This is a genomic window from Pelagibacterium montanilacus, from assembly GCF_003992665.1.
Classification (GTDB): domain Bacteria; phylum Pseudomonadota; class Alphaproteobacteria; order Rhizobiales; family Devosiaceae; genus Pelagibacterium; species Pelagibacterium montanilacus.
In genome coordinates, this window is sequence record NZ_RZMX01000015.1 from 49,764 (window position 1) to 72,143 (window position 22,380).

Annotated in this window: 19 protein-coding genes and 1 tRNA gene; 12 read left to right on the plus strand and 8 right to left on the minus strand. The window is 64.3% G+C overall.

Annotation, left to right across the window (positions count from 1 at the left end):
• The first annotated feature begins 14 nt into the window (after positions 1–14).
• The gene (gene acnA, locus EO136_RS06915) at positions 15–2,783 is read left to right on the plus strand and encodes an aconitate hydratase AcnA (protein WP_127143737.1); all 2,769 of its coding nucleotides are present in this window, start codon (positions 15–17) and stop codon (positions 2,781–2,783) included.
• A gap of 163 nt (positions 2,784–2,946) precedes the next feature.
• Here the strand turns inward: acnA and EO136_RS06920 are convergent, their stop codons facing one another.
• Positions 2,947–3,687, minus strand: a complete 741-nt coding sequence (locus EO136_RS06920; RefSeq protein WP_127143738.1) for a sulfite exporter TauE/SafE family protein — start codon at positions 3,685–3,687, stop codon at positions 2,947–2,949.
• 164 nt (positions 3,688–3,851) lie between these two features.
• A tRNA-Gly gene (locus tag EO136_RS06925) sits at positions 3,852–3,926 on the minus strand.
• A gap of 224 nt (positions 3,927–4,150) precedes the next feature.
• Between EO136_RS06925 and EO136_RS06930 the strand changes: the two genes are divergently transcribed.
• The 3 genes from EO136_RS06930 (at position 4,151) to EO136_RS06940 (ending at position 6,150) form a co-directional block, all read left to right on the plus strand.
• Positions 4,151–5,107: a thioredoxin family protein gene (locus EO136_RS06930; protein WP_127143739.1), complete on the plus strand. Its 957-nt coding sequence runs from the start codon at positions 4,151–4,153 to the stop codon at positions 5,105–5,107.
• Between the two features lie 168 nt (positions 5,108–5,275).
• Positions 5,276–5,935, plus strand: a complete 660-nt coding sequence (locus EO136_RS06935; RefSeq protein ID WP_127143740.1) for an LON peptidase substrate-binding domain-containing protein — start codon at positions 5,276–5,278, stop codon at positions 5,933–5,935.
• Positions 5,932–6,150: a Trm112 family protein gene (locus tag EO136_RS06940; protein ID WP_127143741.1), complete on the plus strand. Its 219-nt coding sequence runs from the start codon at positions 5,932–5,934 to the stop codon at positions 6,148–6,150. Before EO136_RS06935 ends, EO136_RS06940 begins: the two co-directional genes overlap by 4 nt.
• 67 nt (positions 6,151–6,217) lie before the next feature.
• On the opposite strand, the gene EO136_RS06945 is transcribed toward EO136_RS06940, so the two are convergent.
• The gene (locus EO136_RS06945; protein ID WP_127143742.1) at positions 6,218–7,438 is read right to left on the minus strand and encodes an FAD-dependent monooxygenase; all 1,221 of its coding nucleotides are present in this window, start codon (positions 7,436–7,438) and stop codon (positions 6,218–6,220) included.
• A gap of 301 nt (positions 7,439–7,739) precedes the next feature.
• Between EO136_RS06945 and EO136_RS06950 the strand changes: the two genes are divergently transcribed.
• From EO136_RS06950 to xth, 5 genes are all read left to right on the plus strand, one after another.
• Positions 7,740–8,078, plus strand: coding sequence for a P-II family nitrogen regulator (locus EO136_RS06950; RefSeq protein WP_127143743.1), 339 nt, complete (start codon positions 7,740–7,742; stop codon positions 8,076–8,078).
• 27 nt (positions 8,079–8,105) lie between these two features.
• On the plus strand, positions 8,106–9,482 hold the full coding sequence (locus EO136_RS06955) for an ammonium transporter family protein (RefSeq protein WP_127143744.1): 1,377 nt from the start codon (positions 8,106–8,108) through the stop codon (positions 9,480–9,482).
• Positions 9,483–9,745: 263 nt separating this feature from the next.
• The gene (locus EO136_RS06960; protein ID WP_127143745.1) at positions 9,746–12,298 is read left to right on the plus strand and encodes a DNA translocase FtsK; all 2,553 of its coding nucleotides are present in this window, start codon (positions 9,746–9,748) and stop codon (positions 12,296–12,298) included.
• A 155-nt stretch (positions 12,299–12,453) separates the two neighbouring features.
• Complete coding sequence (locus tag EO136_RS06965; RefSeq protein WP_127143746.1) at positions 12,454–13,074, plus strand: LolA family protein; 621 nt, start codon at positions 12,454–12,456, stop codon at positions 13,072–13,074.
• Between the two features lie 121 nt (positions 13,075–13,195).
• A complete protein-coding gene (gene xth / locus EO136_RS06970; protein ID WP_127143747.1) occupies positions 13,196–13,996 on the plus strand; it encodes an exodeoxyribonuclease III in 801 nt (266 codons plus the stop codon).
• Between the two features lie 31 nt (positions 13,997–14,027).
• On the opposite strand, the gene EO136_RS06975 is transcribed toward xth, so the two are convergent.
• From EO136_RS06975 to EO136_RS06985, 3 genes are all read right to left on the minus strand, one after another.
• Entirely contained in the window at positions 14,028–14,486 is a 459-nt protein-coding gene (locus EO136_RS06975; protein WP_127143748.1) for a cyclic nucleotide-binding domain-containing protein, read from the minus strand.
• A gap of 165 nt (positions 14,487–14,651) precedes the next feature.
• The gene (locus EO136_RS06980) at positions 14,652–15,335 is read right to left on the minus strand and encodes a response regulator transcription factor (protein WP_127143749.1); all 684 of its coding nucleotides are present in this window, start codon (positions 15,333–15,335) and stop codon (positions 14,652–14,654) included.
• A 137-nt stretch (positions 15,336–15,472) separates the two neighbouring features.
• Complete coding sequence (locus EO136_RS06985) at positions 15,473–16,153, minus strand: YggS family pyridoxal phosphate-dependent enzyme (protein ID WP_127143750.1); 681 nt, start codon at positions 16,151–16,153, stop codon at positions 15,473–15,475.
• Positions 16,154–16,242: 89 nt separating this feature from the next.
• Here EO136_RS06985 and leuS point away from each other — a divergent pair, with 89 nt between their 5' ends.
• From leuS to holA, 3 genes are read left to right on the plus strand one after another with little or no spacing between them, the layout of a single operon-like run.
• Positions 16,243–18,870: a leucine--tRNA ligase gene (gene leuS / locus EO136_RS06990; RefSeq protein WP_127143751.1), complete on the plus strand. Its 2,628-nt coding sequence runs from the start codon at positions 16,243–16,245 to the stop codon at positions 18,868–18,870.
• On the plus strand, positions 18,857–19,354 hold the full coding sequence (locus EO136_RS18555) for a hypothetical protein (protein ID WP_164730475.1): 498 nt from the start codon (positions 18,857–18,859) through the stop codon (positions 19,352–19,354). Before leuS ends, EO136_RS18555 begins: the two co-directional genes overlap by 14 nt.
• Positions 19,351–20,373: a DNA polymerase III subunit delta gene (gene holA / locus EO136_RS06995; protein ID WP_164730476.1), complete on the plus strand. Its 1,023-nt coding sequence runs from the start codon at positions 19,351–19,353 to the stop codon at positions 20,371–20,373. Before EO136_RS18555 ends, holA begins: the two co-directional genes overlap by 4 nt.
• A gap of 286 nt (positions 20,374–20,659) precedes the next feature.
• On the opposite strand, the gene EO136_RS07000 is transcribed toward holA, so the two are convergent.
• On the minus strand, positions 20,660–21,547 hold the full coding sequence (locus tag EO136_RS07000) for a ParB/RepB/Spo0J family partition protein (RefSeq protein ID WP_164730477.1): 888 nt from the start codon (positions 21,545–21,547) through the stop codon (positions 20,660–20,662).
• A gap of 14 nt (positions 21,548–21,561) precedes the next feature.
• Positions 21,562–22,362 (minus strand): ParA family protein, encoded by an 801-nt coding sequence (locus EO136_RS07005; RefSeq protein ID WP_127143754.1) that lies wholly within the window; start codon positions 22,360–22,362, stop codon positions 21,562–21,564.
• Positions 22,363–22,380: the final 18 nt, after the last annotated feature.

Genomic DNA, 22,380 nt, shown 5'->3' on the forward strand with positions numbered 1-22,380 from the left:
GAAAGGCGGACCGCGTGACCCAGTCCAACAGCTTTGATTCGAAAAAGACCCTCACCGTCGGAAACAAGGCCTACACGATCTATGCCCTCAAGGACGCCGAGCAGAACGGCCTTGAAGGCATTTCCCGGCTCCCTCACTCCCTCAAGGTGGTGCTCGAGAACCTGCTGCGGTTCGAGGACGGACGCACCGTCCACCGCCCCGACATCGAGGCGGTCAGGAGCTGGCTCGACAACAAGGGCGCGGCTGGCCACGAGATTTCCTACCGTCCGGCACGCGTCCTGATGCAGGACTTCACCGGCGTGCCCGCCGTGGTCGATCTGGCCGCCATGCGCGACGCCACCCAGACGCTGGGCGCCGATCCCCAGAAGATCAACCCGCTGGTTCCCGTCGACCTCGTGATCGACCACTCGGTCATGGTCGATTATTTCGGCACCGCGAATGCGTTCGAGCAGAACGTGGAGCGCGAATACGAACGCAATGGCGAGCGCTATGAATTTTTGCGCTGGGGCCAGTCCGCCTTCTCGAACTTCCGTGTCGTGCCTCCCGGGACCGGTATCTGCCACCAGGTCAATCTCGAATATCTCGCACAGACCGTCTGGACAAAGTCCGAGGGCGGCGAGGAAGTGGCCTATCCCGATACGCTGGTGGGCACCGACAGCCACACCACCATGGTCAACGGCCTTGCAGTGCTCGGCTGGGGGGTTGGCGGCATCGAGGCCGAAGCCGCGATGCTGGGCCAGCCCATCTCCATGCTCATCCCCGAAGTGATCGGCTTCAAGTTCACCGGCAAGCTTCCCGAAGGTACCACCGCCACCGATCTGGTGCTGCACGTCACCGAAATGCTGCGCAAGAAGGGCGTGGTGGGCAAGTTCGTCGAGTTCTACGGCGCGGGCCTGTCCAACCTTTCGCTCGAGGACAAGGCGACCATCGCCAACATGGCGCCCGAATACGGCGCCACCTGCGGCTTTTTCCCGATCGACAGCGAGACCATCTCGTATCTCACCGATACGGGCCGTGACCCCAACCGCGTCGCGCTGGTGGAAGCCTATGCCAAGGCCCAGGGCATGTTCCGCACCGACGCCGATCCCGATCCGGTGTTCTCCGACACCCTCGAGCTCGACCTTGCAAGCGTCGTGCCCTCGCTCGCGGGCCCCAAGCGGCCCCAGGACCGCGTGGCGCTGACCGATGCCTCCACCGCCTTCGTCAAGGCGCTCGAGGAAATCTCGGGAGGGCGCGCTCCCGCCGTGGACGCCGCGGACAAGCAGGAAGCCCGCTATGTGGCCGAAGGCGCCACGGGTGCCCACGATACCCCCGAGGACAACGACGCGGCCAACACCAGCTATGCGGTGCCCGGTCGTGACTTCCATCTCTCCGATGGCGACGTGGTCATCGCCGCGATCACCTCGTGCACCAACACCTCCAACCCTTCCGTTCTGGTCGCGGCCGGTCTGGTTGCCCGCAAGGCCCGCGAAAAGGGCCTGCATCCCAAGCCATGGGTCAAGACGTCGCTGGCGCCCGGCTCCCAGGTCGTCACCGAATACCTCACCCGCTCGGGCCTGCAGGAAGATCTCGATGCCATCGGCTTCAATACCGTGGGCTATGGCTGCACCACCTGCATCGGCAATTCCGGTCCGCTCGACGAGGACATCTCCAAGACCATCAACGAAAACGACCTGGTCGCGGTCTCGGTGCTCTCGGGCAACCGCAATTTCGAGGGTCGGGTCAATCCGGACGTGCGCGCCAACTATCTCGCGTCTCCCCCGCTGGTGGTCGCCTATTCGCTGCTCGGCAAGATGACCGTAGACATCACCACAGAACCGCTCGGCAACGACCGGGACGGCAATCCCGTCTATCTCAAGGATATCTGGCCGACGTCGACCGAGATCGCCGACACTGTGCGCAGCGCGATCGACGTCGAGATGTTCCGCTCACGCTATGGCGACGTCTTCAAGGGCGACCGCCGCTGGCAGGAGATCAAGGTCGAGGGCGGCGAGACCTATTCCTGGAGCTCATCGTCGACCTATGTGCAGAACCCGCCCTATTTCGAAGACATGAGCATGGAGCCCGACGCCATCACCGATATCGAGGATGCACGCGTGCTTTCGCTGTTCCTCGATTCGATCACGACCGACCACATCTCCCCGGCCGGCTCGTTCAAGGCCGGCACCCCGGCGGGCAAGTATCTGGTCGATCGCCAGGTCAAGCCGGTGGATTTCAACTCCTTTGGCGCCCGGCGCGGCAACCACGAAGTGATGATGCGCGGCACCTTCGCCAACATCCGCATCCGCAACCAGATGGTCCCGGGCACCGAGGGCGGCTTTACCAAATCTCCCACGGGCGAAGTGGTGCCGATCTACGATGCGGCCATGGACTACAAAGCCAAGGACACCCCGCTGGTGATCTTTGCCGGCAAGGAATACGGCACCGGCTCATCGCGCGACTGGGCGGCCAAGGGCACCCGTCTTCTGGGCGTGCGCGCCGTCATCGCCGAGAGCTTCGAGCGTATCCACCGCTCCAACCTCGTGGGCATGGGCGTCCTGCCGCTGGTCTTTAAAGACGGGGCATCGTGGAAGTCGCTGGGAATTACCGGGGACGAGACCGTTTCGATCAAGGGCCTTGCCCATATCGAGCCGCGCCAGACCCTCGAGCTCGACATCACCTTTGCCGACGGGCGCAAGGAGGTGGTGCCGGTACTCCTGCGTATCGATACCCTCGACGAGCTCGAATATTACCGTCACGGCGGCATCCTGCACTACGTGCTGCGCAACCTCGTTGCAGCCTGACAAGGCTTGACGCAAACCACCATAAAGCAAAAGGGCGGTCCTCAAGGACCGCCCTTTCTCGTTTCAGGACTTTAGTTCTGATGAATTCAGAACAGGACCGCTAAGTTCCTGTTTTGTCACGTTTCCGAACCGGAAAAGTGTTTCCACTTTTCCTGGAAACGTTCTAAAGACCGAGGGCCATCTTGAGCCCGATCACCCCGAGAAAGACTAAAATCAGTCTGTCGAAAGTGCCGGCCGAAAGCTTCGAGGACAACCACTCGCCCACAGGCATCAGCAGCGCAAGCGGCACCAGCGCGAACAGGCCCTGGATCAGCCATTCGGGCCTGAGCACCCCCGCAACCCAGAGCGAGGGCGCCTGGACCAGCGCCTGCACCAGGAACATCGAGGACACGGCAAACAGGTGCGCCTCGCGGGGAAAGCGCATGGCATGGATGAAGGTCACCCCGATGGGCGCGGAAATTCCCGTGGCCCCATGGAGCAGCCCCGAGCCCAGCCCGGCCGGCGCGGCCCATTTGCGGGCGCTCCGGGGCCCGATCCGAAAGCTGGGCTTGGCCAGCCGCAGCCCCAGATAGGCCAGAAGCAACACCCCCAGGCACAGCGACAGCACGCGCTCGGGCGCCGTGGTAAGGAACCATGTGCCCGCCATCACGCCCAGGGCACAACAAACCAGCATGGGAACCAGGAATTTCATCGCCGGATCGCGCCTCTGGTCCCTGCAGGCATAGGCCTGCCAGATATTGGAGACGATGATCGGGACCAGCAGGATCGAGATCGACTGCTGCAGGTTCACGAACGAGGCCATGATCGGAATGGCGATCAACGGCATGCCCATGCCGGTGGCGCCCTTGACCAGCGAGCCTGCACCGATGGCGAGGAATATGACGAGAATTGTCGTAAGATCCATCTGGGAGCGGCCCGTCCGGCGGAAAAGGTGGGGCTTTGTCCCTACAACACGCAGGCCCGAACCACAATCGCCGCAGCCCAGCTGATCCCACGTCCCCCTGCGGGTCCCGCTATCCTGGCCGGCACATGTCCTGAAAGATCAATTCGCCCCGTGGCGATGGAAACTGGAGCGGGCGATGAGATTCGAACTCACGACCCTAACCTTGGCAAGGTTATGCTCTACCCCTGAGCTACGCCCGCATTCCGTTTCCGTGCACCCTCTTGGCGTGGGCGCAACGCGAGCCTATATGCCGAAGGGAAAACACAATTGCAACCCCATTTTCGCGTCTGGCACGCACAAGCCGCAAAGATTCCCCAGCGCGCCCGTCATCGGGCATTTTGCGTGAAGGCGGACATTGGTGTAAGGCACTCGCGAACGGTGCGGTATGCTTGAACAGCCAAACTCGAACGGACCTCGACTGACAATGGATCTGGTTTCAACTCCCCAACTGGCCGCGGGCGCGACACCCGGACCCTCGGCCGACTCCCTGATCGTGGACTCCTCGACCGCACAGTTCCAGCAGGATGTGATCGCCGCGTCCCAGAAGGGCGTGGTGCTCGTGGACTTCTGGGCCCCCTGGTGCGGCCCCTGCAAACAGCTCACCCCGGCCCTTGAAGCGGTGACCCGTGCCCACCAGGGCGCCATTCGCCTCGTCAAGATCAATGTCGACGAGAACCAGGCGCTGGCCGGTCAGATGGGCGTACAGTCCATCCCGGCCGTCTTCGCCTTCCTCGGCGGCCGGCCCGTGGACGGGTTCATGGGCGCCCTGCCCCAGTCCGAGATCGAAAAATTCGCCAAAAAGCTCGTGGAAGCCGCCCAGCGCGCCGGAATCGGCGGGCCCGACAAGAGCGAGGCGGAAATCACCGCAGCGCTCGAGGCCGCCGATGCCGCGCTGGTCGACAAGCAGTATGAGCGCGCCTACCAGCTCTATTCCCACGTCCTCCAGCGCCAGCCCGAGAATGCTCTTGCGCTTTTGGGGATCGCCCGCATCCAGATCGAGCACGACGAGTTCGAGGCCGCCGAAGACATTCTGGGCAGCTTTCCGGAGGACAATTCCGTCGCTTCTGAAATCGCCGCGCTGCGCAAGATCATTGCGCTCTCGCGTGAAGCCTCCACGCTGGGCGATCCCGCTGCGCTGGCCACGCGTATTGCGGCCAATCCCGACGACCACGAAGCCCGGTTCGACCTGGCGGTCGTCGCCAACGCCAGGGGCGACCGCCAGACCGCCGTCCAGTGCCTGATCGACATCATGCGCCGGGATCGGGAATGGCAGGACGACGGCGCCAGAAAGAAGCTGCTCGAACTGTTCGAGGCCTGGGGCCCCAAGGACCCCGATACCGTCAAGGGACGGCGCGCGCTCTCTTCGCTGCTGTTCCGCTAGAGCGTTTTCGGTTCGGAAACGCGACAACTCAGAGACTTGGAGCTCCCACCCTGATTCGGTCAGAAGGGATGGGCTTCAGAGGCTTAATGCCTGTCCATTCGAGTCGCCATCGGATCACAAGGCGACTTCAGCCGCCGGATCTCCGGCGAGAAAGGCCAGCGGACGATCATGCTCCGTCCCGCCAGCATAGACCAGTTGCCGGACGTGCTGCCGCTCTTCCCGCTTTCGCGGGGGTTGTTGCTGCCGCACGCCCACCGGCCACTCAACATCTTCGAGCCGCGCTTCATCGCCATGGTCGACGACGCGCTCGCCGGCAACCGGATGATCGGGCTGATCCAGCCCCGCCAGACCGACCAGGAAGCCCCGCTCGGCCCCGTCGCTCTCGAGCGTGTGGGGTGCATCGGCCGGCTCACCCATTTCGAGGAACAGGCCGAGGAGCGCTATTTCATCGTCCTCGAAGGCATCTGCCGGTTTTCTCCCATCCGCGAAATCGAGGCGGACACCCCCTACCGGCAGGCCGAGATCTCCACGGTCGGCTATGGCTGCGATTTCGATTCCGAGTTCGGGGTCGAACGCATCGACCGGCCCCGGCTGCTCAAGACCCTGCGCGACTATGCCGAGTTTGCCCAGATCGAGGTGGACTGGGACGAGGTAGAGGACACCGACACCGGCGAGCTGGTCAATCTCGCCGCCATGCTCAGCCCGCATGATGCGCGGGAAAAGCAGGCGCTCCTTGAGGCAGCCACCCTCTATGAGCGCGCCGAGACCCTGATTGCGCTCGCCGAGATGGAAATGGCACGGGCCAGCGCCGGGGTGGTGCTGCAATGAGGGCGGGGGGACGGGCCACCGGTGAGGTCGACCCCCGGACCCTTGAAATGCTCGTCTGCCCGATCACCAAGACCCGTCTTTCGCTGACCGAAGATCGGAGCGAGTTGGTGTCCGTGGTGGCGCGCTACGCCTTCCCGATTCGCAATGGCGTGCCGCTCCTTGTTCTCGATGCCGCCCGCAAGGTGACTGAAGAGGAAATCGCGACCCTGCGCTGACGGCCCTCCCGGCGTTCTCTGGCCTTCAGAGTATGTCCTGGTCTGATTGAATCAGATCAGGATTACTCTAGAGCGCTCTGCCGCGCACCAGCCCAAGCCGGGACTCGAGCCCCGCAGCATGCCGGATGAACCCGGTCTTGAGCGGCCCCACCCGGTCCACCGCCGACAGGCCCAGATCCCGCACCGCGCGCAACACGCCCATATCGTTGGAAAACAGGCCATTGAGCCCGTCCGTGGCCAGCGCCATCAGCCCGGTATCGAACCCGCGCATGCGCTCATAGCGCGCCAGCAGCGCCGGCGCCCCGATATCCTGGCCGCGCCGCATGGCCGCGACCACCAGTTCGGCGAGGGCCGCCACATCCTTCATCCCCAGATTGAGCCCCTGGCCGGCCAGCGGGTGAATCACATGGGCCGCATCCCCCACGAGCGCCAGCCTCTGGCCCACGAAGCGCCGCGCGACCAGGAGCGAGAGGGGATAGGACTGGATCGGGTCCACCGCCTCGATCGCCCCGAGCACCCCGCCCGTCACCGTCTCGATCTCGCGCGCCAGCGCGTCGGAGGACCATCCGGCCAGCTCTTGTGCCCGCTTGGCGGTCTCTGTCCAGACCAGAGACGAACGGCGCCCGGGAAGCGGCAGGGACGCAAACGGGCCGCCGGGCCGGAAATGCTGGTAGGCCGTCGCCTCGTGCGCCCGCTCATGGGTGATGGTGGTGACCAGCCCGTTCTGCCCATAGGCGCGCGTAAAGGTCTTGATCCCGGCCAGCGAGCGTACCGTCGACCCCTTGCCATCCGCGCCCACCACCAGCGGCGCGTCCAGGACGCGCCCCTCCGCAAGCGCGACCCGCACACTGTTGGGGCCCGGCACGATGTCCACCACCTCGACAGGCCCGAGCGCCGTCGTCCCCGGCCCGAGAGCCGCGATCAGGGCGTGCGAGATGTCGGTATTGGGCACCATATGGGCAAAGGGCTCTCCCGGCGCCACATCCCCCGAAAACGACAGAAGCGCAGGCCGGCTGATGTCCGAGCCACCGGAATCGGTAATCGTCATGGCATTGACCGGGCTCGCGCCCGTGGCCATCCCATTCCAGACCCCGATCGCCTCGAAGAGCCGCCGCACGCCCGCGGCGATCGCCGAAGCCCGCGGATCGCCAGCCGGGGCGATGGCCCTGCGATCGAGAACGGCGATGCGCGCGCCCCTGACCGATGCTTCGATGCTGGCAGCCAGAGAAAGGCCCACCGGGCCGCCGCCCACGATGATGAGGTCGAACCGTTCGGTGTTGGCGCTCATGATGGCATAGCTCCAAGTGTATTTCGCCCGCACAATGCGCCCTGCAGCCCCCCGCCATCAAGGTTCATTTCGCCACACCGACCCTCAGGGCAGAGCGATGCAATATTGTTCATCATTGCTCTCCATGCCGCATCATTGTGCACATTTTATAGGCAGATCGGATTGGGGCGGAACTGCGACGCTGGGTAGGCCCGATGATGTTTCTTATATTTATCAATGAGTTCCACGTTATTTTCCGAGACTGGCACGGCTCTTGAGTCCATATGTCCATGTCAGGTGCGGATTCGGAAAGGAGCACCCCATGAAACTGCTGATTGCAATTATAAAACCGTCACGACTGGAAGAGGTTCGCCAGGCGCTTAACTCGCTGGACGTCCACGGAATGACGGTGACCGAGGTCAAAGGGTACGGGCGCCAGAAGGGCCATTCCGAGATTTATCGCGGGACCGAATACGCCGTCCATTTCCTGCCCAAGCTCAAGGTCGAGATCGCCGTGGACGCCGCACAGGTGGATGCCGTGGCGACCTCCATCAAGGATGCGGCCCAAACGGGACGGATCGGCGACGGCAAGATTTTCATCCTGGATCTCGAACAGGCCATTCGCATCAGGACCGGTGAAACCGGTGCCGACGCGCTCTAGGCGCGAGCCCATTTAGGAGAAACAAAAATGACCGCGTTCAAACCATCAAAGATTCTGGGCACGGCGGCCCTCGCCTCTCTGCTCATCGCCCTTCCAGCACTCGGCCAGGATGCCGAGATCGTCGAGGAAGCGGTGACCGAAACCCTTTCCGAGGGCGTGTCTGCGGACGTCGTCTTCATTCTCAACAGCTTCATCATGATCCTGGGCGGCATCCTCGTGATGTGGATGGCGGCAGGCTTCTCGATGCTCGAGGCCGGCCTCGTGCGCAAGAAGAACGTCTCGATGCAGCTGGTCAAGAACGTCGGACTGTTCTCGCTGGCGGCGATCGCCTATTACCTGATCGGCTACAACCTCATGTATCCGCTGGGCAATTGGACGATCGGGTCTGACGAGACCGGCGGCTATGTCGGAGCCTTCGGCATCGCCATACTCGAAGCAGTGGGCATTACCGCCGACGGCGCCGACGATTTCGGCTACGCTGCGACCAGCTCGGACTTCTTCTTCCAGGTCATGTTCTGCGCCACGACCGCTTCGATCGTCTCGGGCACCCTGGCCGAGCGCATCAAGCTTGTGCCGTTCATGATCTTCGTGTTCGTTCTGACCGCCTTCATCTATCCCATCCAGGCCTCCTGGAAGTGGGGCGGCGGCTTCCTGGACGCCATGGGCTTTCTCGACTTCGCTGGCTCGACGGTCGTGCACTCGGTCGGTGGCTGGGCGGCTCTGGCTGGCGCGATCCTTCTTGGCGCCCGCGCCGGCAAGTTCAACCCCGATGGCACGGTCAACCCCATGCCCGGCTCGAACATGGCCCTCGCCACACTGGGCACGTTCATCCTCTGGATGGGCTGGTTCGGCTTTAACGGCGCATCCCAGCTCGCCATGGGCTCGGTGGGTGACGTAGCCGATGTGGGCCGGATCATGGCCAACACCAATGCCGGCGCCGCCGGCGGCGCACTGGCTGCGATGATCCTGACGACGATGATCTACAAAAAGACCGACCTGACCTTCGTGCTCAACGGCGCGCTGGCTGGTCTCGTGGCCGTCACCGCCGAGCCGCTTACCCCGGGCCTGGGCACCGCGGCCATCATCGGCGCCGTGGGTGGCGTGATCGTTGTGGTCACCGTACCGCTCCTCGACAAGCTCAAGATCGACGATGTCGTCGGCGCCATTCCGGTCCACCTGTTCGCCGGTATCTGGGGCACCATCGCGGTGATCTTCACCAATCCGGACGCGAATCTGGGCGCACAACTGCTCTCGATCGTGGTCGTTGGCGTGTTCGTCTTCGTGGCCAGCTTCATCGTCTGGGCGATCCTGAAGGCCACCATGGGCCTGCGGCCATCCGAGGATGACGAAGCCCTCGGGCTCGACAAGGCCGAGATCGGCGTGGAAGCCTATCCCGAGTTCTGATCGGACAAACGATCCTGCCGGGGGAGGGCGACTTCCCCCGGCGTTTCCGCCGCTGGCGGCATGCAGCCCGCATCCCTTCCTGACCCCACATCAAGAAGGCTTTCCCACTCGCAAATGGTGTGGGCTGCATACCCTCTCCGGCGCTGCGCGGGGCCCCTTGGGGCCCCTTTTTCGTTCTGTGCCTCCCGCCTTAAAGGCAGGTTAACCATGCCCGTGTAGCCTCCTGCCCGAACGGTACTGCGTAACGAGGCACTTCCTGCGCCATGTCCCTTAATCCCGCGCATTTCGACCAGACACGAACCGGCGGCCCGGTCCTCGCCATCACCATTCCCCTCAGGGCCGTGGGGCTCGTCGTGCTCGCGCTGTTTGCGATCATGCTCGCTTCGCTCGCCTCATGGTCGGTGGACGATCCGAGCCTGTCCTATGCCACCGACAAGCCGGTGGAGAACTGGTTGGGCTTTCCCGGCGCCGTGATGGCCGATATCGCCTTTCAGGTCATGGGGCTGGGCGCGCTGGTTATGTCCGCGCCCCCGCTGGTCTGGGCCTATGCGATGATTCGCCGCCGCGTGCCGTCCCGGCCTGTTCTGCGCCTTGTCTGCTGGCTGGTCTCCGCGCTTTTTGCCTGCGGGATCTTCGCCCTTCTCCCCGTGCCCGAAAGCTGGCCGCTCCCCCTTGGCCTTGGCGGCTTTGTCGGCGCGGGCTTCCAGGGGCTCTACACCACGCTCATGGGCAGTCCGGCCCAGGGATGGACCGCGCTCGCCTATGGCGCGGCGCTGGCCCTGCCGACCGCGCTCTGCCTGGTCGTCAGCGCCCGTCCCGAGCGCCCTGCCCCGACCGCCCGCAAGACCCCCTCCAAGGCGCGAAAGGCGCCTGCCCCCGAGCGTGACGAGAGCGAAGACACCGACACCGACGACCGTGACGGCATGGCGACCGTGATCGCCGGATATTTTGCCCATCTGGGCTATTCGGTTCTCGCCGCCGGGCGCCGGCTGGCCGGCCTTCGCGCCGCGCGCAGGAAACAGCAGGAATGGACCCCGCCGCGCAGCGAGCCCCAGCTCGACCGCGCCTCGCCCTATGCGGCCTCGGGCCCCACCGAGCCCTGGCTCGACGGACCGGTCGAGCCGGACCGCGAGGCCGAGGATGACTATTTCGACTATGACGAGGACGATGGAGCCGACATCGCGCCCCGCGACGAGCCTGTGGCCCGCCAGCGCACCAGCCCGCGCGTCGTCGCTCCTTCCCCGCGTCCCGCACCCTCGAGCCGCCCCCAGCGCGAGGCCCAGACCTCGTTCCTGCCCGCGGGGGATTTCGAGTTGCCCCCGCTCGATCTCCTGGCCGCGCCCTCGGGCAATCAGGTCAGCCCCGAACATCACCCGGACGCGCTCGAAGCCAATGCCAAGCGGCTCGAAGGCGTGCTCGAGGATTTCGGGGTCAAGGGCGACATCATCAATGTGCGTCCGGGCCCGGTGGTCACGCTCTACGAGCTCGAGCCGGCCCCCGGCATCAAGTCCTCGCGCGTCATCTCGCTGGCCGACGACATCGCCCGCTCCATGAGCGCGATCGCCGCCCGCGTCGCGGTGGTCCCGGGGCGCAACGCCATCGGCATCGAATTGCCCAACAAGACCCGGGAGACCGTGTTCCTGCGCGAGCTTCTCGATTGTTCGGACTACGACAAGGCCAAGGCCAAGCTGCCCATTTGCCTGGGCAAGACCATCGGCGGGGAACCCATCATCGTCGATCTGGCCCGCATGCCGCACCTTCTGATCGCCGGCACCACCGGTTCGGGCAAGTCCGTCGGCATCAACACCATGATCCTCTCGCTGCTCTACAAGATGAGCCCCGAGCAGTGCCGGCTGATCATGATCGACCCCAAGATGCTCGAACTCTCGGTCTATGACGGCATTCCGCACCTGCTCACTCCCGTGGTCACCGACCCGGCCAAGGCCGTGGTGGCGCTCAAATGGGCCGTGCGGGAAATGGAAGACCGCTACAAGAAGATGAGCAAGATCGGCGTGCGCAACATCGACGGCTTCAACCAGCGCGTCGCCGAAGCCGCCGGCAAGGGCGAGGTCATCACCCGCACCGTCCAGACAGGGTTCGACCGGGAGACCGGCGAGGCGATCTTTGAATCCGAGGAGTTCGATCTCGAACCGCTCCCCTATATCGTGGTCATCGTCGACGAAATGGCCGATCTGATGATGGTGGCGGGCAAGGACATCGAGGGCACCATCCAGCGGCTGGCCCAGATGGCCCGCGCCGCCGGCATCCACATCATCATGGCCACCCAGCGCCCCTCGGTGGACGTGATCACGGGCACCATCAAGGCCAACTTCCCCACCCGCGTGTCCTTCCAGGTCACCTCCAAGATCGACAGCCGCACCATTCTGGGCGAACAGGGCGCCGAGCAGCTGCTGGGCAATGGCGACATGCTCTACATGGCCGGCGGCGGCCGCATCAAACGCCTGCACGGCGCCTTTGTCGCCGACGGCGAGGTCGAGGATATCGTCGCCCATCTCAAGAGCCAGGGCTCGCCCGAATATCTCGAATCGATCACGTCCGAAGAAGAGGATCAGGGCGGCGGCTTTTCCGACGACGGCGCCTATGGCGGGTCGGGCGACGAACTCTACGACAAGGCCGTCAACATCGTTCTGACCGACAAGAAGGCCTCCACCTCCTATATCCAGCGCCGGCTGTCGGTGGGTTACAACAAGGCCGCGACCCTGATCGAGCGCATGGAGCAGGAGGGGATCATCTCCCCGGCCAACCATGCGGGCAAGCGCGAGGTGCTCGTGGGCGACAACGCCGACGGTTACTGAGCGCCCCGCCAGCCAAGAGCCCGATCGACACGATCGGGTCCAGCCCGCTCACGATCACTTGACGTGACGCGACAAGGCAACAAACCTCGTCCTGCCGCATTTGGCCCTTAACTCCGAGTCCAAAGCCCAGGATCAACTCCAAGAGGTTGCCCGTCATGCACCGCCGCTCGTTCCTTATCGCCGCTGCCGGCGTCGCGCTCAGCCCCCTGGCCGCGCATGCCCAGGCCCGCACGCTCACCCCCGACGAAGAATTCCTGCTCCAGGAGATTTCGGCCCACAACACCGCCATCCGCACCATGGCCGGCCGGTTCCTCCAGATCGACGGCCAGGGCCAGCGCATCGAGGGCACGTTCTGGGTCTCGCGGCCCAATCGCGTGCGCTTCCGCTATGGTCCGCCCAGTCGTGAGGAGATCATCTCCCAGGGCCGTGGCTTTTACGTCATCGACCGCGCCGAGCGCACTCAATACGCCTATGCCCAGGAGCACGTGCCCCTGCGCCAGTTCCTGGGCGACGAAGTGTCCCTGATCAACACCGATCTCTCCGATGTGGTCTTGAGCGAGAGCCACGTATCGGTCATGCTGAGCGACGACAGCCCCATCGGCACGGTCCAGGTCTCGCTGATCTTTGACCGCCAGACGCTCGATCTGGCCCAGTGGAGCCTGATCGAGCCCTCTGGGGTGGAAACGACCTTTTCCATTTACGACATGGAAAAGAACGTCGAGATCCCCAATCATTATTTCACCATCGACCCCACCTACCGCACCGTCCAGCAGTAAGGGCCGGCACCGGGCCATCCAGGGGCGGCCGGGCCGCGGGGGTTTACGCCCCGTGATCGAGCGGCGATAACATCGGCACGCGTCATGCCCTGCCCCCCTTTTGCCGGATCGAAACCGCCCCATGCCGACACTTGCCACCTGGAACATCAACTCGGTCCGCCTTCGCCTGCCGCTGGTCCTCGATTTCCTCGCCCAGCACGACCCTGACGTGTTGTGTCTGCAGGAGATCAAGTGCACCAACGACCAGTTTCCCGCAAAGGCGCTGGCCGAGGCCGGTTACGCCCATCAGGCGGTGCACGGCCAGAAGGGCTATCACGGGGTGGCGATCCTCTCGAAAACCCCCATCGCGGAAACCCACCGGCGCGCGTTCTGCAACATCCCGGACAGCCGGCACGTTTCGGCGCGTCTCGATTTCGGGCTGGGCCCGGTGACGGTGCACAATTTCTACATTCCCGCCGGTGGCGATGAGCCCGACCCGGCCCGGAACCCCAAGTTCCGCCACAAGCTCGATTTTCTCGCCGAGATGACCGACTGGTTCGACGATGTCGCGTTTGACGACCGCCAGATCATCTGCGGGGATTTCAACGTCGCCCCCCATGAGAACGACGTCTGGAGCCACAAGCAGCTCCTCAAGGTGGTCTCCCACACCCCCGTCGAGACCGAGGCGCTTGATGCCCTTCTCGCCCGCCGGAACTGGGTTGACCTCGTGCGCCAGCACATCCCGCACGAGGAAAAGATCTATTCCTGGTGGAGCTATCGCGCCAAGGACTGGGATGTTTCCGATCGCGGCCGGCGGCTCGACCATGTCTGGTCGACGCAGGACGTCGCGTCCAGCGCCCGCGCCGCCCACATCCTGCGCCCGGCCCGTGGCTGGTCCGAGAAACCCTCCGACCACGTGCCGGTGTTGATCGCCTTCGCGTAAGCGCACCGCAGGATGCGACGCGGCGAACGCCTCAGCTTTTGTCGGAAAATTTGTGCGAAAGGCGCGTGATGGGCTCGATATAGCGCGCCAGCCGCCCTTTGAGCAGCCCCGATACCCGCATGGCGAGATCGGCGTCCTGGCGCACCAGCTTTAAGAACGCCTCCCGCGGCACGAAGATCAGCCGGGACGCCTCCCTGGCCGAGACTGTGGTGCCGCGGGGCCGCGCCAGCATCAGCCCGATCTCGCCCACCAGGGCCGGTGGCGTGACCCGATAGGCCCGGTCGGCGGCAACCCCGTCCTCGAGTGCTGAAAGCGTGCCCTCCACAAGCACATAGCCACCATCGGCAGGCGTGCCGGCGGCGAACAGATTCTCATCGGCCGCCAGCTCGATCTCCTCGGCCACGAAAGCGAGAAGCCGGAGCTGGTCGGACGTGAAACAATCGAAGAGATCGAGATCGCGAAACGCTGCGATGATCTCGTCTTCGCTCATATGTGCCCCCAGTCAACCATCGCCTATAGGTGCCACACTTTTCGCCCGGGGCAAATCGCAACGGTGCCCAGCGACAGGTGTTTCCATAAGAATGGCAAACGCGGCTCCGGGCCGACCCTCGCACCGCAAGGGACCTGGACGGTTCGGCAGGGCCGCGACAGGCCCTCACGGGATCAGGCGATACCCGCCCTCTTCGGTGACCAGAAGACGCGCATTGGAGGGATCGCGCTCCATCTTCTGGCGCAGCCGGTAGATATGGGTCTCGAGCGTGTGGGTGGTGACCCGGTTGTTGTAGCCCCAGACCTCCGAGAGCAGGATATCGCGCGATATGGTCTTGGAGCCCTGCCGGTAGAGAAATTTCAGGATCGCGGTTTCCTTGTCGGTCAGCCGCACCTTGCCCCCGTCGCTCGCCTCGAGCAGCTTGGCCGAGGGCTGGAACGTATAGGGTCCGATCGTGAAGACCACATCCTCGCTCTGGTCGTGCTGGCGCAAGGCGGTCCGGATGCGCGCCAGGAGCACCGAAAACCGGAAGGGCTTGGTGACGTAGTCGTTCGCCCCGCTTTCGAGCCCAAGAATCTCGTCGGCCTCGCTGTCCTGACCGGTGAGCATGATGACGGGCGCCCGGAAGCCTGCATCGCGCATGAACTTGAGCGCTTCTCTTCCGTCCATGTCGGGCAGCCCGACATCGAGCAGCATCAGCTCCACCTGGCCCGATTTGGCGACCTCCCGGGCCTGGGCCGCCGTGCCGTATTCGGCAACGGCGAACTCGGGATATTGACCGAGCTGTTCTGCCAGACCGCCGCGCAGATCCAGATCGTCGTCCACAATGGCGAGGCGGCGCTTCATCATCTGGTCAACCCTCGAAAAACGTTGCGGTTTTGATGCGGCGCCCACTCTAGCCGGACTGAGCGGCGCGAAGAATCACATCGGCGTTACCCTATATACGTTCAGGACAGGCAAATGGTTCAAAATCCGGGCCTTTTCGGTCAGCCGCGGCTGCCGAACAGGGCCGACCCGACCCGCACATGGGTTGCGCCCAGAACAATGGCTGTCTCGAAATCCGCGCTCATGCCCATCGAGCGCACGGCCAGCCCGCACCGGTCAGCAAGCTGGACCAGCCGGCCGAAATAGGGTCCGGGCGGCTCCTCGAGGGGCGGAATGCACATCAGGCCCACCACATCGAGCCCGTGTTCGTCCCGGCAGCGCGCGACGAAACCCTGTGTCTCGGCGATCGCGATTCCCGCCTTTTGCGGCTCGTCCCCGATATTGACCTGCACAAGGCACGGCAGATGGCGCCCCTGCTTTTCCATCTCCCTGCCCAGGGCCCCGGCCAGCTTGTCGCGGTCCACGCTCTCGATCACGTCGAACAGCGCCACAGCGTCCTTGACCTTGTTGGTCTGGAGCGGGCCGATCAGATGCAGCTCGATATCGGGGTTTTCGGCCTTGAGCCCGGGCCATTTGGTCTGCGCCTCTTGCACCCTGTTCTCGCCAAAGACCCGCTGGCCCGCGGCGATCAGCGGCGCGATGGCCTCGGAATCGAAGGTCTTGGAAACCGCCACCAGCTTGGGCGCGGCCTGCCGGCCCTCGATCCGGGAGGCGGCCCGATCGATGCGGGCATTGATGTCGGCGAGGCGGAGGGCAGCGTCGCCCGGGGTGGCGCGATCCATGGCGATGGTTGACCTTTCTGCGCTTTTCTGATGATGGTCGGCGAGCCAAATTTCTCTTCAAACTCAAGTCAAGGCACGGGCGAACCATCGTGACGGCACAAGCGTTCGAGCGGTACAATCCGCGCGAGAAAGAACCCTTCTGGCAAAATCTCTGGGCCGAGCGCAAGAGCTTCGTCGTTGATACTGCCGATCCCAAGGATCCCTATTACGTCCTCGAGATGTTCCCCTATCCATCAGGGCGCATCCATATGGGGCACGTGCGCAATTACACCATGGGCGATGTGGTGGCCCGGTTCCAGCGCGCCCGCGGCAAGACCGTGCTCCATCCGATGGGGTGGGACGCCTTCGGCATGCCGGCGGAAAACGCCGCGATGGCCAACAACATCCATCCGCGCGAATGGACCTACGCCAACATCGCCGCCATGCGCACCCAGCTCCAGGCCATGGGCTTTTCTCTCGACTGGTCGAGGGAATTCGCCACCTGCGACGAAGAATACTATCACCGCCAGCAGGCCCTGTTCCTCGATTTCCTCGAGGCCGGGCTCGTTACCCGCAAGACCTCCAAGGTCAACTGGGACCCCGTCGACCAGACCGTGCTCGCCAATGAGCAGGTGATCGACGGCCGCGGATGGCGCTCGGGCGCGCTCGTCGAGCAGCGCGAACTCACCCAGTGGTTCCTCAAAATCTCCGACTATGCCGAGGAGCTCCTGACCGCGCTCGATACCCTCGAGGACTGGCCCGAGAAGGTCCGTCTGATGCAGCGTAACTGGATCGGGCGCTCGGAGGGCCTGAAAGTCCGGTTCGCGATCGCCAACGGCACAGCGGCCGACGCCCGCGCCGTGGAAGTGTTCACCACACGGCCCGATACGCTCTTTGGCGCCGCCTTCATCGCGCTGTCGGCCGACCATCCGCTTTCGGCCCGTCTGGCTGCGTCCGACCCCGAGCTGGCGGCCTTTGTCGCCGAATGCCGGCGCCTGGGCACATCCGCCGAAGCCATCGAGACCGCCGACAAGAAGGGCTACCGCACGACGCTCGAAGCGACCCATCCCTTCGATCCCGAGCGCAAACTGCCTGTCTATGTGGCCAATTTCGTGCTGATGGACTACGGCACGGGCGCCATCTTCGGCTGCCCGGCCCATGACCAGCGCGACCTGGACTTCGCCCGGGCCTATGACCTGCCCGTGCGCCCCGTCGTTCTGCCGCCCGAGACCGAGCCGGCGGCCTTCTCGGTCGGCACCGAGGCCTATACCGGCCCCGGCACGCTCTACAATTCGGACTTTCTCGATGGGATGTCCATCGAGGACGGCAAGGACGCGGTCGCCCGTGCGCTCGAAACCCGTAAGGTCGAGGGCAAGCCCCAGGCCACGCGCCAGGTCAATTACCGCCTGCGCGACTGGGGCATTTCCCGCCAGCGCTATTGGGGCTGCCCCATCCCGGTGATCCATTGCGACCAGTGCGGCGTCGTCCCCGTCCCGCGCGAGAACCTGCCTGTCCGGCTGCCCGAGGACGTCAGCTTCGACACCCCCGGCAACCCGCTCGACCGGCACAAGGGGTTTCTCGACGTCGTGTGCCCCGAATGCGGGGAAAGCGCGCGCCGGGAAACCGATACCATGGACACTTTCGTGGATTCCTCGTGGTATTTCGCGCGCTTCACCGCGCCGCACGCCGATACTCCCACCATACCTGCCGTAGCCAACGCCTGGCTGCCGGTGGACCAGTATATCGGCGGGGTCGAGCACGCGATCCTCCACCTGCTTTATTCGCGCTTTTTTGCCCGCGCCATGAAGGCGACCGGCCATCTGGACGTGACCGAGCCGTTCAAGGGCCTGTTCACCCAGGGCATGGTGACCCACGAGACCTATAAGGATGGCTCGGGCAACTGGGTTGCTCCCGCCGATGTCGTGCTCGATCAGTCCGTCACAGACCGTGCGGCCCGGCACGCAACGACCGGCGAGGACCTCGTCATCGGCTCGGTCGAGAAGATGTCCAAGTCCAAAAAGAACGTGGTCGATCCAGACGACATGATCTCGACCTATGGCGCGGACACCGCCCGCTGGTTCGTGCTCTCCGATTCCCCGCCCGAGCGCGACGTACAGTGGACCGAGGCGGGCATCGAGGGGGCCTGGCGCTACGTCCAGCGGGTCTGGAAGCTGGTCAGCGACGCCCGGGCCGTCCTCGAGCAATCCCCGAGCACGGTTGCGAGCGATGATCCGGAAAGCGCCGCCATGCTCAAGGTCAGCCACCGGGCCGTCGATCAGGTGACCGGCGATGTGGGCGCCCTGCGCTTCAATCGCGCGGTCGCCCAGATCTATGAACTGACCAATGCGGTCTCGCGCTTTGTGCCGCTTGCGGTCGAGGAGCCCTCGATCGGGCGCCAGAACGCCCTGCGCACGGCACTCGAGCACCTCGTTCAGCTTATCGCACCGATGATGCCGCACCTGGCCGAGAGTTGCTGGGAGGCCATGGGCCACAAGACGCTGATCTGCGACGCCGACTGGCCCGTGCCCGATCCCGCGCTCCTCGTCGACGATACGGTGGTTCTGGCGGTACAGGTCAACGGCAAGCGCCGTGGCGAAATCTCCCTGCCCAAGGATGCCCCGACCGATCAGGTCGAAGCTGCGGCCTTGTCACTGGAGCCTGTTGCGCGCATTCTGGACGGCAAACCCGCAAGGAAAGTGATCGTCGTGCCCAACAGGATCGTCAATGTGGTCGCCTGACATCAAGAGGCGGTTCACCGCCCTCACCCTGGCCATCATCGGCACGGCGCTCGTCGCCGGATGCACGCTTGCGCCCGTGCACTCGACGGCCGGGCCCCAGACCGGCCCCTATCGCTATGCGGCGCCCGACAACAGGCTCGAGCAGGTGTTCTTCCAGGCGCTGTCGTCCAGCTTGACCCCGTCGGCCGACCCGTTGGCGCCCGTACTCGACGTCCAACTGGCCGTTTCGACGGCAGAGGTCGGGGTGAGCGATATCGACAGCCCCGTCACCGACCGTCAGGTTACGGCGACAGCGGCGTTCACCATCACCGAGGGCGAATCCGTGCTTCGCTCCGATCGTCGCACCACGACGGCCGGATATCGGACAGCCGGGTCCTCGCTCTCGCGCGACGCCGGCGCCACCAGCGCCTCGGAAAACGCCGTGCGCGCGCTCGCCGATTCGGTTCGCCTTGCCCTTCTTGCGGACGCCGCGCGAACACCATGACCGCCCTCAAGGGGCGCGACATCGAAGCGTTTCTTTCCCGGCCCGATCCCGCCGTCGCCTTCGTCCTCGTCTATGGTCCCGATGCCGGCCTGGTGAGCGAGAACGCGGCGCGCCTGGTGCGCGGCTATGCCGGTGACACCCCGCAGCCCGAGAGCGTTGTCGTTCTGCATATGAGCGAGATCGAGACCGACGCCCAGCGCCTCGGGATCGAGGCGCGGACAACCTCGCTGTTCGGCGGCGCCAAGACCATCCGCATCCGCGCGGCCAACGGCAAGCTCGGCCCCATCCTTGAGGATTTGCTGCCTGACGTCTCGGACGCTCATATCATCGCCGAAGCCGGAGACTTGCGGCCCGCCGACGCGCTGCGCAAGCGCGCCGAAGCCCGCAAGGACGCCCGCGCCCTGCCCTGCTATGCCGATTCCGGGCAAAGCATCGATGCTCTGATCCGTCAGACGTTCGAAGCCGAATCAATCACGCTCGAGACCGGGCTGGTGCCCATTCTGCGCGATATCTTGGGCAATGACCGGCAGATCACACGCAGGGAGCTCGAGAAGCTCACCCTTTATGCCGACAAGGGCGGGCATCTGGCGATCACCGACGTCCTGACGCTCTGCGGCGACAACGCCGCCCTTGCCATAGACGGGGTGACCGATTCGATCGGCACCGGTCACGCCCGCAATTTCGATCTGGCGCTGAGCCGAGCCCTGGCAGCGGGCAATGATACCCAGCGTATCCTCATCATCGTGCTGGCTCATTTCCAGCGTCTGCGGGCCATGCGGGCCGAAATCGACCAGGGCGCCGCGGCAGGCGATGTCGTCGCCCGGTCAGTGCCTCGAGTGCATTTCTCGCGGAAGTCTATCGTCGAGCAGCAATTGCGGCTCTGGTCCGACGATGCGCTTGCCAATGCCTGCGCGCGGCTGACCGAAGCCGTCGCCCAGACCCGCAAGCAGCCCCAGATCGCCGAAGCAGCCGCCCGGCAGGCCATGCTGGCTGTCTGCCTCGCCGCGGCCCGCCGCTAGAGCGTTCCCCGGGGAATGCCTGTCCCAGACCGGGATCTCGGATGGAAACACTTTCCGGTTCGGAAACGCGACAAATCGAGCGCTCAGAGTTCCTGCTCTGATTCAATAAGATTGGGCCAAGATCAAGGTCAACGAACATCGCGATCCATGCGTTGGACTGTTCGACCGAGACAAACAATAGTTTTCAATTACAATGTATGTCTGCGCTTCACGTGAAACACGGCCACGCCAATCGCGCACCAAGGTTAACCGGCGCGCGCCTATTGCCTTGAAATTGCTCGAATAATCAGCGCAAAAGCCGCGAACACACCGCGTCGAGCTGGTCAAGAGTCTTGTACCGAATCTCCAGCCGGCCGCCCTTGTCCTTGTGGTCCAGCGTTACAGCGAGGCCCAGCACATCGGAAAGCTGACGCTCGAGCGCCAGCGTGTCGGCGTCCTTGGGCTGCGCGATTTTCGGTGCCGCCGTGGCTCCACTTCCCGCCTGCCGCTGCGCAGCACCTTCCTGCTGCAGCGCCTCGGCCTCACGCACCGAAAGCCCGTCATCTACGATCCGGCGGGCGAGCGCCACCGGATCACTGGCCGTAATCAGCGTCCGGGCATGACCGGCGGTCAATTCCCCGCGGCCAAGCATCACCCGCACTTCGTCCGGCAGGCGCAACAGGCGCAGCGTATTGGCCACATGACTGCGCGATTTTCCGATCACATGGGCCAGATCGTTCTGGGTATACCCGAACTGGTCCATGAGCTGGCCATATCCCTGCGCCTCTTCGAGCGGATTGAGGTCAGACCGCTGCACATTCTCGATGATCGCAAGCTCGAGCGCTTCCTTGTCGTCCACGTCCCGGACGATCACCGGAACGTCGTGCAACCCGGCACGCTGGGCCGCCCGCCATCGCCGCTCCCCGGCAATGATCTCGTACATATCGGGATCATCGCCACTCGGCCGCACCAGCAGCGGCTGCATGACGCCCTTTTCGCGGATTGAATTGGTCAGCTCCTCGAGCTGGTCACTGTCAAAATCCTTACGCGGATTGGCGCGGCTGGCAGTGATGAAATCCAGTGCCAGGCGCCGGACGCCCTGGCTGGTGGGAAAGCTGCGCGGCGCCTCGACCGGGCCCATGTCACCGATAAGCGCTGCAAGGCCCCGGCCAAGTCGTGTCGGTTTGTCGGTCATCCTGTCGGTCTCCATCACGCAGCCCGCAACTGGCGTTCGCGCCTGATCACTTCGGTCGCAAGGCGAAGATACGCCTGGCTCCCGGCACATTTGAGGTCATAAAGCAATGCAGGCTTACCATAGGATGGCGCCTCGGACAGCCGGACATTTCTGGGGATCACCGTATCATAGACCAGCGATCCCATATGACCGCGCACATCGCTGAGCACCTGTTCGGAGAGATTGTTGCGCTTGTCGAACATGGTCATCACCACGCCCTGGATCGAAAGCCCAGGGTTCAGTGTCGATCGGATTTGTTCAATGGTTTGAAGCAGCTGGCTCAAACCCTCAAGCGCAAAGAACTCGCACTGCATAGGCACAAGAACCGCATCGGCGGCCGTCAGCGCATTGATCGTAAGAAGGTTGAGTGACGGGGGACAATCGATCAGAACATAGGTGACAGGTCGCCCTTCGACCGTCACCGCATCGGCGTCGCGCAGAGCCGATTTAAGCCTGAACGCCCGGTCACGGGCCGAAGCGATGGTCAGCTCCACCCCGAGCAGATCCAGCGTCGACGGCACGACCGCAACATTGGGCACCTCCGTCACGACAGCAGCCTCTGCGACGGTCGCTTCTCCGAGCAGGAGATCGTAGGAAGACCGGTCCCTTTGCGCCCTGCCCACGCCGAGCCCGGTCGAGGCGTTGCCCTGAGGATCGAGATCGACGATCAGCACCCTCTCGCCAATGGCGGCAAGCGCCGTGGCCAAATTGATAGCGGTTGTCGTTTTGCCGACGCCGCCCTTCTGGTTCGCCAGTGTCAGGATACGGGGATGCATTGGTCCTCCGAAACCAGT

Excerpts from the sequence above, each read along its gene's own strand:
- EO136_RS06920 (WP_127143738.1), bottom strand. The coding sequence starts at position 3,687 with ATGGATCTTACGACAATTCTCGTCATATTCCTCGCCATCGGTGCAGGC.
- EO136_RS06930 (WP_127143739.1), top strand. The coding sequence starts at position 4,151 with ATGGATCTGGTTTCAACTCCCCAACTGGCCGCGGGCGCGACACCCGGA.
- EO136_RS06935 (WP_127143740.1), top strand. The coding sequence starts at position 5,276 with ATGCTCCGTCCCGCCAGCATAGACCAGTTGCCGGACGTGCTGCCGCTC.
- EO136_RS06940 (WP_127143741.1), top strand. The coding sequence starts at position 5,932 with ATGAGGGCGGGGGGACGGGCCACCGGTGAGGTCGACCCCCGGACCCTT.
- EO136_RS06945 (WP_127143742.1), bottom strand. The coding sequence starts at position 7,438 with ATGAGCGCCAACACCGAACGGTTCGACCTCATCATCGTGGGCGGCGGC.
- EO136_RS06950 (WP_127143743.1), top strand. The coding sequence starts at position 7,740 with ATGAAACTGCTGATTGCAATTATAAAACCGTCACGACTGGAAGAGGTT.
- EO136_RS06955 (WP_127143744.1), top strand. The coding sequence starts at position 8,106 with ATGACCGCGTTCAAACCATCAAAGATTCTGGGCACGGCGGCCCTCGCC.
- EO136_RS06960 (WP_127143745.1), top strand. The coding sequence starts at position 9,746 with ATGTCCCTTAATCCCGCGCATTTCGACCAGACACGAACCGGCGGCCCG.
- EO136_RS06965 (WP_127143746.1), top strand. The coding sequence starts at position 12,454 with ATGCACCGCCGCTCGTTCCTTATCGCCGCTGCCGGCGTCGCGCTCAGC.
- xth (WP_127143747.1), top strand. The coding sequence starts at position 13,196 with ATGCCGACACTTGCCACCTGGAACATCAACTCGGTCCGCCTTCGCCTG.
- EO136_RS06975 (WP_127143748.1), bottom strand. The coding sequence starts at position 14,486 with ATGAGCGAAGACGAGATCATCGCAGCGTTTCGCGATCTCGATCTCTTC.
- EO136_RS06980 (WP_127143749.1), bottom strand. The coding sequence starts at position 15,335 with ATGATGAAGCGCCGCCTCGCCATTGTGGACGACGATCTGGATCTGCGC.
- EO136_RS06985 (WP_127143750.1), bottom strand. The coding sequence starts at position 16,153 with ATGGATCGCGCCACCCCGGGCGACGCTGCCCTCCGCCTCGCCGACATC.
- EO136_RS18555 (WP_164730475.1), top strand. The coding sequence starts at position 18,857 with ATGTGGTCGCCTGACATCAAGAGGCGGTTCACCGCCCTCACCCTGGCC.
- holA (WP_164730476.1), top strand. The coding sequence starts at position 19,351 with ATGACCGCCCTCAAGGGGCGCGACATCGAAGCGTTTCTTTCCCGGCCC.
- EO136_RS07000 (WP_164730477.1), bottom strand. The coding sequence starts at position 21,547 with ATGACCGACAAACCGACACGACTTGGCCGGGGCCTTGCAGCGCTTATC.
- EO136_RS07005 (WP_127143754.1), bottom strand. The coding sequence starts at position 22,362 with ATGCATCCCCGTATCCTGACACTGGCGAACCAGAAGGGCGGCGTCGGC.